General features: G+C 55.6%; 2 protein-coding genes. Both read right to left on the bottom strand.

Annotated elements, in window-relative coordinates:
- Positions 1-650: IS5 family transposase (locus AC1DYX_RS31365; protein ID WP_477266149.1), on the bottom strand; the 650-nt coding region annotated here is incomplete at its 3' end.
- Positions 651-941: 291 nt separating this feature from the next.
- Positions 942-1,135: hypothetical protein (locus AC1DYX_RS31360; RefSeq protein ID WP_477266147.1), on the bottom strand; the 194-nt coding region annotated here is incomplete at its 5' end.

Below are 1,135 nucleotides of genomic sequence, written 5' to 3'. Positions count from 1 at the left end.
GGAATGATCGCTTCCGCGCCTCGCCGTGCAATCGCCTCATGACAGCCTTTTGTGTCATACGCACCGTCGCCGCTGACGCTCGCGACGGGTTCATCATCGGCGATCTGGTCGAGCAGGCACGGCAGAATCGGTGCGTCGCCGGTCGCATTGTCAGTCACTTCGATGGCCCGGATTTCAAGCGTGGTCGCGTCAATTCCAAGATGGACCTTGCGCCACTGGCGGCGGTAGTCGGCGCCGTGCTTCTTTGTCTTCCACTCGCCTTCACCCAGCATCTTGATGCCGGTGCTGTCAACCAGCAGATGCAATCCCGTCGTCGTCGGGCGCGCCCCGATCGTCACCGCCAAGTGCTTCTGGCGCCGTCTGACGGTGCTGAAGTCGGGAACTTCACAATCCAGGCCGGCCAGCCTGAGCAGGCGTTGCGCCATGCCCATCGCCTGCCGCAACGGCAGATTGAACAGGCTCTTGATGGTCAGGCAAAACTGAATCGCCGCCTCGCTGTACTTCGGGCTGCGGCCGCGCTTACCGCTTGCACCACCGTGCCAGCGCATGTCCTTGTCCAGCCAAACCAGCAGCGAACCGCGCGTTCTCAACGCTTCGTTGTATTCCTTCCAGTTGGTCGTTCGGTATTTCGGTTTGGTTGGTGCACTCATACCGTCAGTTTACCTGTGGCCCGGCTTGGCCGCTGCAGGGGGGGATTTGTGCAACAAAGCCGTCACCATCACATCTTCGACCCCACATCGACTCGAAAAGCTATTGTGGTGCCATTCGTACTTTCCGCTACAAAATTATGGAACCTACTACGACAGTGGCATGATGTTGATACAGTGCAACATCTTCCTAGTACTTAGCGCAGGTAACCATACTCATCAAAAGCGCAGATTGCCCCTCGATTCTTTTGGCAATATCTTCGCTCGTTTCCTGTCTAGGCGGCGCAAAAACTGTTAGCGAATGCCGTTTATCCTGAGACGATCTTCTGGTTCCCGAAATCTAGCGGCCAGACCCATCACGGTGAAGCCGGCTAGAATTTTTAAACGGGGGACTAGCGGTGTTCCACCTAGGATGAAAGATAAGTGAATATTGTTTGCTTGATTTACTAACCTTCTAGCGAGTAAAGTCACGTTTTCTCCTATGAGAG

Source organism: Massilia sp. P2_C2, from assembly GCF_056404615.1.
The sequence above is the reverse complement of the archived record's forward strand: the minus strand, read 5'-3'. Positions and strand labels throughout refer to the sequence as shown.